Here is a 9,109-nt window from a genome sequence, read left to right as displayed (position 1 = left end):
AGCGAAGCTAGGCTAGGTGTGTGGGAGGCCTTTTTCAATACATTTCATTCTTCATACATACGTTAAAAATAAAAAAGATTGTAGAAAAACATGAGTTTCTCTACAATCTGAATAAGATGCCATAACGGCATCTTATTTCATCACTTCTTTATTTCCCATATAAGGACGCAGCACTTCAGGAATGATCACTGTACCGTCCTCTTGTTGGTAGTTTTCTAAAATGGCTGCCACGGTTCTTCCTACCGCTAAACCAGATCCATTTAATGTATGGACATGCTCCGGCTTTGCTTTAGGCTCTGGGCGGAAACGAATGTTTGCTCGTCTTGCTTGAAACGCTTCAAAGTTACTGCAAGAAGAAATTTCACGATACGTATTTTGGCTCGGAATCCATACTTCGATATCGTATTTCTTCGCAGCTGTGAAACCTAAATCTCCCGTACACATGCTCATGACACGATATGGCAGGTTCAATAGCTGAAGAACTTTTTCTGCTTGATTCGTTAGTTTCTCTAATTCATCATAAGAATCTTCTGGTCTAACAAATTTTACGAGCTCTACCTTGTTGAATTGATGCTGACGGATGAGTCCGCGTGTATCTCTGCCGGCAGATCCAGCTTCTGATCTAAAGCAAGCACTGAATGCTGCATAATTGATTGGCAGCTGCTCTCCTTCAAGAATTTCGTCACGGTGCATGTTGGTGATTGGCACTTCAGCCGTTGGAATGAGGAAATAATCTTCTTCTCGAATTTTAAAAGCATCCTCTTCAAACTTTGGAAGCTGGCCAGTTCCTGTCATGCTTGCTCTGTTGACCATGTAAGGCGGAAGCACTTCAGTAAAACCAAACTCATCCACATGTAAATCGAGCATGAAGTTATAAAGTGCGCGCTCTAAGCGTGCACCAAGCCCTTTATAAAAAACGAAACGGCTTCCTGTCACTTTTCCTGCACGTTCAAAATCTAGAATATCTAACTCATCCGCTACGTCCCAATGCGGTTTTGGCTCAAATGAGAATGCTGGCTGTTCACCCCATTTTCTCACTTCAATGTTGTCATCTTCTGTTTCACCAACTGGTACAGAGTCATGAGGGATATTCGGAATTGAGAACAGGATGTGTTGCAGGCTTTCTTCTACTGTTCTTAATTCATCATCCAGCTTCTTAATCTCATCTCCGACCTCACGCATTTCTTGAATAATGTGATCGGCGTCTTTCTTTTCTCTTTTTAGAACGGCCACTTGCTGTGATACTTCATTTCTTCGGCTCTTTAATTCTTCTGTTTTACCGATTAATTCTCTTCTTTTTTGATCTAGTTCACCAAACTTATCAAAATCAGCTAAATCTTCGCCTCGGTGTGCTAACTTTTCTTTGATTTGATCAAAGTCCGTGCGCAGTTGTTTAATATCCAGCATGTGTTACACTCCTTTTTTATCGAAAAATAAAAAGAGCCCTCATCCCATGAAAGGGACGAGAGCTCTCGCGTTGCCACCCTGATTGAAAACATGCAAAATCATGCTTTCCTCTTTCCTCTGTAACGGCATCACCGTAAATGCTTACTTCTCGTGTTTCAGCATTTCGCTCAAGGATGGATTCAGAATGCATCTTTCACCGATTCTCACCAACCATCGGCTCTCTGAGAAAGAGGGGCTTCTTACTATTTCCCGTCAACGCTTTTTCGATCTTTGATTGTGATTTTAATGTACTATAAGTTTTATCTCTTTTCAACCGTTTTATACAGCGTCTTCGTTTTGTAGGACTTCACCATCTCAACAAACAGCTGCGTTAACCGGTGGTCGTCTGTCAGCTCTGGATGAAAAGAACAACCTAAGATATTGTTTTCTTTCGCCATCACAATCCTGCCATCATATTCAGCCAAGACCTCTACGCTATCATCTGCGCTGACGATATGAGGCGCACGGATAAACACCCCTGTAAACGGCGCATCCAGTCCTTTCACTTCTACATCTGCTTCAAAGCTGTCTACCTGTCTGCCAAATGAATTACGTGCAACAGATACATTTAACAGTCCAAGATGAGCATCTTCTCGATCTTCTATATACTTTGCCAGCATAATCAAACCGGCACACGTCCCGAAAATTGGTTTCCCTTGAGCAGCGAACGCTTTGATCGGGTCAATCAATTGGTACGTATCCATGAGTCTTCTCATCGTCGTACTTTCTCCACCAGGGATAATTAGACCGTCAACGGCTTCTAGCTCTTCTACTCGTTTGATGATCTTTCCTTCTGCGCCACAAGCTTCAATCGATTGAATATGCTCTCTCACCGCACCTTGAAGCCCTAGTACACCAATTGTTAGCATGTTCGTTTGCGCTCCTTAATTACCAGCCACGCTCTTGCATACGCTCTTCTGGCAGTAGATTTGAAATTTCAATTCCTTTCATGGCTGTTCCCAATTCTTTAGAAAGTTCTGCAATGAGACGGTAATCGGTGAAATGAGTCGTTGCTTCTACAATGGCTTTTGCAAATTTAGCAGGATGTTCTGATTTAAAAATACCAGATCCGACAAATACGCCGTCTGCTCCAAGCTGCATCATTAACGCAGCATCTGCTGGTGTCGCAACGCCTCCAGCTGCAAAGTTAACAACAGGCAGCTTGCCTTCTTTTTTGATCTGAAGCAATAATTCATAAGGTGCTCCTAGATTCTTTGCTTCTGTCATCAGTTCATCTTCACTCATCGCCGCTACTTTTCGAATCTGAGCATTGACCTTTCTCATATGGCGGACTGCTTCTACAATGTTGCCTGTCCCAGGTTCTCCTTTCGTCCGCAGCATGGATGCGCCTTCTGCAATACGGCGGGTTGCCTCACCTAGGTCACGACATCCACATACAAAAGGTACGGTGTATTCATTTTTATTTAAATGGAATTCCTCATCAGCGGGCGTTAGCACTTCACTCTCATCGATATAATCAACACCAAGCGCTTCAAGAACACGAGCCTCCACGATGTGGCCGATACGTGCTTTTGCCATGACTGGAATCGTTACCGCATTTTGTACTTCTTCCACGATTCTTGGGTCTGCCATTCGGGCAACACCGCCTGCCGCACGGATATCAGCTGGTACTCGTTCTAGTGCCATGACTGCCACCGCACCTGCTTCTTCTGCGATTTTTGCCTGCTCAGCATTGACGACATCCATAATGACGCCACCCTTTTGCATTTCTGCCATTCCACGTTTTACTCGTTCAGTTCCCTTATTGCTCACAATTGTTTCCTCCCATTTGTCTATTCGATTGATTCAACATCTCTATCATACAAGCGAGACAGTATAACAATAAAGAGAATAGTATAACAATTCAATCAGCTGATAAAAAAGGATAACCCCTTATATATAAAGGAATGTCGGCTAAAAAGTTGCCCTTTTCTCTTTTAAGTGTGATTTACATGCTATAATGCAACTATAACAATTCAAAACCGTGTATAACAATTTTGCATTCATTGGAGGATTCTCATGCATATTGATATCCATCGACATTCAGATACATCTCTTTCAAATCAGATTTACTTTTCAATCGTTGATCACATTCAATCGGGTCTGCTTCAGCAGGGGGAGAAGCTGCCGACTGTACGTGATTTAGCGAAGCAGCTCAATGTAAGTCTTGTCACAGCAGCAAAGGCATACACACGGCTTAAGGACGACGGATATTTAACAACTGTGCAAGGTAAAGGAACTTTTGTGGATGAGCAGCATGAGCAAACTGACATCCCGGTTCAATCATCTACCTCTTTCGATTGGCAGTTGTCCATTCCAGATTACTTACCAAGGTCTCAATTCGCTCAGTATCATTATGTAGAAGAAGCCATTAACCTTTCTTCCTCTATGATCGATCCAGGACTTTTACCTAACCGGTATTTAGAAAAAGAAATGCAGCATGTACTAGCGAGGCATCCTCAAATTATGTCGAAGTACGGAGAAATACAAGGTGATCTTCAGCTTCGGCAGGTCATTCAGTCTTTTTTAGAAAAATTAGATGTGCCTTCTACTCCTGAAAATATCCTAGTGACAAGTGGTTCTCAGCAAGGGCTTGATCTGGTGGCACGTACGTTTATCGGGCCGGATGATGTGGTCGTCATGGAGGCACCCACCTATCCAGGCGCGATTGATGTCTTTATGGGCAGAGGGGCAAGAATCATTACGGTCCCAGTCGATCATGAAGGGATGAACATGAAGCAGCTTCAAAGCATTTGCGATAAATATAAACCAAAGCTCATCTATACGATCCCTACTTTTCACAGTCCGACAGGCGCCAGTATGTCAATGAAGCGCAGAAAACAGCTTCTCTCACTGGCACAAAGCATTGATTGTCTCATTGTAGAAGATGATCCTTATCGTGAGCTTTATTTTGAAAAGAAGCCGCCAGCACCAATCAAAAGTCTGGATCACGATGGACACGTCATTTATTTACGAGGATTAAGTAAAACACTGGCTCCAGGGTGCAGAATTGGGATTATTACAGCGTCAGGCTCTATATTTAACCGTTTATTAGCGGCTAAGGCCAATAATGATTTAGGCAGCCCTCTTCTCACACAAAAGGCCATATTACCGTTTCTGACATCGAAGAAAATGATTGATCATACGAAAAAGTTAAGAACTGCCTTGAAAGTAAGACGCGATTTAATGATGGATGTTTTGACAAAGCATGCACCGAAGGACGTCACGTGGCAAATACCACAGGGCGGGCTCAATTTATGGCTCAGCTTTCCTTCCTGGGTCGATACACGTGCACTCTTACATGAGGCGCGTAAGCAGCAAATCACCTTTCTGCCAGGCTCTGTCTGCTATCCTGGAGAGCCAAAGCAGAATTATATACGCCTCAGCTTTTCTTATGTGAATGAAAAGGCATTGACCGAAGGCATGGAAAAGTTATGTGGTATTTTTCAGCAGGCTTTGTCCACACCTCAAAATCATAAACAATCACTTTTCTTTTAACGATAAAAAAACTGCTCTCTATGCATGAGAGCAGTTTTTTATTAGAACCAACCTTTTACTGTATCAACGATTCCGCCCCAAATGCCAGCGAAGAATCCACCTATACCGCGCATTGCAAGGATGAACCAGTTTGCTTTTTCATCGCCTGTTTTCGTCACAAGCTCAACACCTGATTGGTCTTTATTCAAATAGCCGTAGTCCTTCTCATCACCAGAATAAGAAGTCGTCAGCCTGCCAACCTTCGTTCCTTTTTTAATAGGAGCTTCTAGGTTCTTTTTCTCGATATTTACTTTTGCTTTATAGCTCTTCTCATCGCCATTTTTTACTGGCACAGAGAAAGCTTCTTTTGTTACGACAGGTACTTCTTTATCTTTCCCTTTATCGACTTCGATGTTTTCATTTCCCTTGATCTGTTGACCTTTTTTGTACATTTCTTTCATCGTAAAGTTTTTAAAAGCATAGTCAAACAGTTTTTTCGCCACGTCGAAACGTGCTGTATGAATATTTCCTTTTGCATTTAGGATGACTGCGATCACACGCATGTCACCACGCTTTGCTGTACCTGTGAAGCTAGAACCAGCTGAGTCAGTAGAGCCCGTTTTTAGACCGTCTACTCCTTCATATTCTTTCACAAGCCCTTTAAGCATGAAGTTCCAGTTTGGCATGTCCATTTCATCGTCTGTGCCTTCTCTGAACTTTGTTTTCGCGATACTTGCTGTTTCAAGAATTTCTGGATGGTCTTTGATGAGATGCTGTGCAAGCAATGCCAAATCCTTCGCAGATACTTCACTTTCTTCATCAGGACCCGTACCCTTTGGCTGTTTGCCATGTAAGTCTTTATTTTCTAGTCCAGTTGCATTGACGAATTTGTAGTTTGTTAAACCTAGTTCTTTCGCTTTTGCGTTCATTTTTTCAACGAACTTCGATTCTGATCCAGCGATCACCTCTGCTAGGCCAATCGCTGCTGCATTTGCTGAATAAATAGCCGTTGCTTGATAAAGTTCTTTGACTGTATACGAGCCATCTTTTCTCAAAGGAACGTTGGATAAACTGCGATCCTGAGAAATTTCGTATACATAATCATCTGGCGTATACGTTTGATCCCATTTCACTTTGCCTTCAGAAATAGCCTCTAGCAATAGATACTCTGTCATCATCTTTGCCATACTTGCAATAGGCAGTCTTTGTTCTGCGTTTTTACTATAAAGAATTTTACCTGTAGAAGCTTCAATAAGGATGGCTGCTTTCGCATTTACATTAAATGGATCTTCAGCCGCTTTTGCTTTGGACATTGGTGTAAAAGCTGTAACAATCAATGCCAGTGCAAGGATAGAGACCATAAGCTGTTTCAACATCTTGCTGTTCAATCGTCATACCTCCGTATTCATCTTTTTTCGACGTTTTTCATATATATTTAATCCACAAGGGCTTATTTCAACACAACAGTATAAATTTTATCACAATAAAGACAAAAAAAATAGACAGAGTCATAGACCCTGTCAAATGTAATTTGATTGTCACAATTTATCAAGAAATTGTGTAGTTTGGTGATTCTTTTGTAATTTGTACATCATGTGGATGACTCTCACGAAGACCTGCACCAGTCATGCGAATGAACTGAGCTTCTTCTCTAAGTGTGCGTAAGTCTTGTGTTCCACAATAGCCCATACCAGAACGAATGCCGCCAACTAGTTGGTACACTGTATCAACGACAGGTCCTTTGTATGGTGTACGGCCTTCGATACCTTCTGGAACGAATTTTTTATTATCTTCTTGGAAGTAACGGTCTTTACTTCCTTTTTCCATTGCAGCAACAGAACCCATACCGCGATAAACTTTGAAGCGTCTACCTTGGAAAATTTCTGTTTCTCCTGGGCTTTCAGATGTACCAGCTAAAAGGCTTCCGAGCATAACGGCATGTCCACCAGATGCTAGTGCTTTCACGATATCACCTGAATATTTAATTCCACCATCTGCAATAATAGATTTACCATGTTTTCTTGCTTCTGTTGCACAGTCATAAATCGCTGTGATTTGTGGTACACCAACACCTGCAACAACACGTGTTGTACAAATTGATCCTGGTCCGATACCGACTTTCACAATATCTGCTCCTGCTTCAAACAATGCTTTCGTTGCTTCAGCTGTTGCAACATTACCAGCAATGATGTTAAGAGAAGGATACGTTTCACGGATTTTTGATACAGTATTTAGAACGCCTTGAGAATGCCCGTGTGCTGTATCAATGACAACGACATCAACATTGGCTTCTACTAATTTTTTCACACGAGTCATTGTATCGCCAGTGACACCAACAGCGGCACCAACAATTAAACGGCCATGTGCATCTTTAGAGGAGTTAGGGAATTCAATCACTTTTTCAATATCTTTGATTGTGATGAGACCTTTTAACGTTCCTTCGTCATCTAAAAGAGGTAATTTTTCAATTTTGTATTGCTGTAGGATTTTTTCAGCTTCTTCTAATGTTGTTCCAACAGAAGCTGTAACAAGTTCCTCTTTTGTCATCACATCGCTAATCTTCATTGAATAATCCGAAATGAAACGAAGGTCACGGTTCGTAATAATACCAACAAGCTTTTGATCTTGTTCGTTGTTTACAATCGGCACACCAGAAATACGGTATTTACCCATTAAATGCTCTGCATCGAATACTTGATGCTCTGGTGTTAAAAAGAATGGATTTGTAATAACGCCACGCTCTGAGCGTTTTACTTTATCCACTTGTTCTGCTTGCTGTTCAATGGACATGTTCTTATGAATAATACCAAGACCGCCTTGACGTGCCATTGCAATCGCCATTTGTGATTCTGTCACAGTGTCCATTCCTGCACTAATAATTGGAATGTTTAGCTTTAATGTGCTTGTTAACTCAACTGATAAATCGACATCACGCGGAAGTACCTCAGACTTTGCTGGAACAAGCAAAACATCGTCAAACGTCAAACCTTCTTTTGAAAATTTACTTTCCCACATTAGTAAATCCCCCTCTTTTCGGCAAAATATTATATGTAGATTATCAACTAGGAAACAGCATGTCAAGGAAGCAACAAACAGTTGCAATTTTTAGAAAATATAGAGAGAGTTGAGGAAGAAGATGAAAAGTTCAGGATGGAAGGATTTAAAACGTTTTTACTCACTCGAAACTTCCCAGAAGTTTCTATTTCAACAATATGAGAAACGGAACATTCAGGATGCGAACGGGCAAGCCTATAAAAACTGTGAGCGATTTATTTATTTTTTAAAACACGGTCATACATTTTATGAACAGGCCGCCATAGCTCCACTAGAACTTAAGCCAATTTTATTATTTTATGGAATGGCGCAGTTGCTAAAGGCATGTTTGCTTACTGTTGATCCTCATTATCCTTCTCAAACCTCTGTCTTAGCTCATGGGGTAACGTCAAGAAAAAGAAAGAAACAGCATTACCGTTTTAGTGAAGATGAAGTGAAAATCCAACGAAATGGACTATGCATGCATGTGTTAAAGCACCTATTTCATTTAAATGGTCTTGAAGATGAACGATTTACGATGATCAATCTTCTTTCGAAAATACCTGAAATGAGCCATGTTCTTGAGTTTCAAAAGCTGCCCTCGACATTAGTCAAAGTCGAACATGCCAATGGAATGTTGATTCAAGATCATATTCCATTGCTTTATAACATGTCAGCTGAACGATTTATTGAGTACTTTGAGTTCCATACAAGTTGGAAGCTCAAACAGAGAGAAGCCAAAAAGCTGACGTTTAATGTATTTCTTGAAGAAAATCCTGCTTTCGCTACTCATCTTCATTATGATTTAGAAATGGATCAATGGTTTATTCCGTCAACACGAGATGCATTTCTAGGGATCCCCGAGATCATCAGCCATTACTTGTTAATGTATAACCTTAGTATGATTGCCCGCTATGAGACCGAATGGTGGTACGAGCTGCTGTCTCAATACATTAGTGATGATTACGTCATGATTGAACGCTACATGGAGATTGCAGAAGAAAAGTTTCCAGCTTATATCATGATGCTGTTAGAAGAAAAAACAAAAAAGACCAGTTCCGTCTGGAACTGATCCTTAGAAAGGCTTGGCGGCGTCCTACTCTCACAGGGGGAAACCCCCAACTACCATCGGCGCTGAAGAGCTTAACTTCCG

Annotated in this window: 7 protein-coding genes, 1 rRNA gene and 1 other annotated feature; of the genes, 2 read left to right on the top strand and 6 right to left on the bottom strand. The window is 41.3% G+C overall.

What is annotated here, in order from left to right; all coding sequences use genetic code 11:
* Positions 1-132: 132 nt before the first annotated feature.
* The 3 genes from serS to pdxS form a co-directional block, all read right to left on the bottom strand.
* Positions 133-1,407, bottom strand: coding sequence for a serine--tRNA ligase (serS, locus tag ACSLGF_RS18475; protein WP_456007748.1), 1,275 nt, complete (start codon positions 1,405-1,407; stop codon positions 133-135).
* A 48-nt stretch (positions 1,408-1,455) separates the two neighbouring features.
* Positions 1,456-1,672: a binding site (T-box leader), on the bottom strand.
* Between the two features lie 34 nt (positions 1,673-1,706).
* A complete protein-coding gene (pdxT, locus tag ACSLGF_RS18470; protein ID WP_456007746.1) occupies positions 1,707-2,315 on the bottom strand; it encodes a pyridoxal 5'-phosphate synthase glutaminase subunit PdxT in 609 nt (202 codons plus the stop codon).
* A gap of 19 nt (positions 2,316-2,334) precedes the next feature.
* Complete coding sequence (gene pdxS / locus ACSLGF_RS18465; protein WP_099728792.1) at positions 2,335-3,219, bottom strand: pyridoxal 5'-phosphate synthase lyase subunit PdxS; 885 nt, start codon at positions 3,217-3,219, stop codon at positions 2,335-2,337.
* Between the two features lie 246 nt (positions 3,220-3,465).
* Between pdxS and pdxR the strand changes: the two genes are divergently transcribed.
* A complete protein-coding gene (gene pdxR, locus ACSLGF_RS18460) occupies positions 3,466-4,944 on the top strand; it encodes a MocR-like pyridoxine biosynthesis transcription factor PdxR (protein ID WP_456007744.1) in 1,479 nt (492 codons plus the stop codon).
* A 41-nt stretch (positions 4,945-4,985) separates the two neighbouring features.
* On the opposite strand, the gene ACSLGF_RS18455 is transcribed toward pdxR, so the two are convergent.
* Together ACSLGF_RS18455 and guaB are read right to left on the bottom strand one after the other, a co-directional pair.
* Positions 4,986-6,311 (bottom strand): D-alanyl-D-alanine carboxypeptidase family protein, encoded by a 1,326-nt coding sequence (locus ACSLGF_RS18455; RefSeq protein ID WP_456007742.1) that lies wholly within the window; start codon positions 6,309-6,311, stop codon positions 4,986-4,988.
* 160 nt (positions 6,312-6,471) lie between these two features.
* On the bottom strand, positions 6,472-7,938 hold the full coding sequence (guaB, locus tag ACSLGF_RS18450) for an IMP dehydrogenase (protein ID WP_099728795.1): 1,467 nt from the start codon (positions 7,936-7,938) through the stop codon (positions 6,472-6,474).
* A gap of 121 nt (positions 7,939-8,059) precedes the next feature.
* Between guaB and ACSLGF_RS18445 the strand changes: the two genes are divergently transcribed.
* Positions 8,060-9,028 (top strand): YaaC family protein, encoded by a 969-nt coding sequence (locus ACSLGF_RS18445; protein WP_456007740.1) that lies wholly within the window; start codon positions 8,060-8,062, stop codon positions 9,026-9,028.
* Between the two features lie 11 nt (positions 9,029-9,039).
* On the opposite strand, the gene rrf is transcribed toward ACSLGF_RS18445, so the two are convergent.
* Positions 9,040-9,109: ribosomal RNA gene (gene rrf / locus ACSLGF_RS18440) — 5S ribosomal RNA — on the bottom strand; the annotation flags it as partial.

Source organism: Bacillus sp. A015 (genome assembly GCF_053851875.1).
Note: the sequence above shows the minus strand (reverse complement) of the source record. Positions and strands in the feature narration are given on the sequence as shown.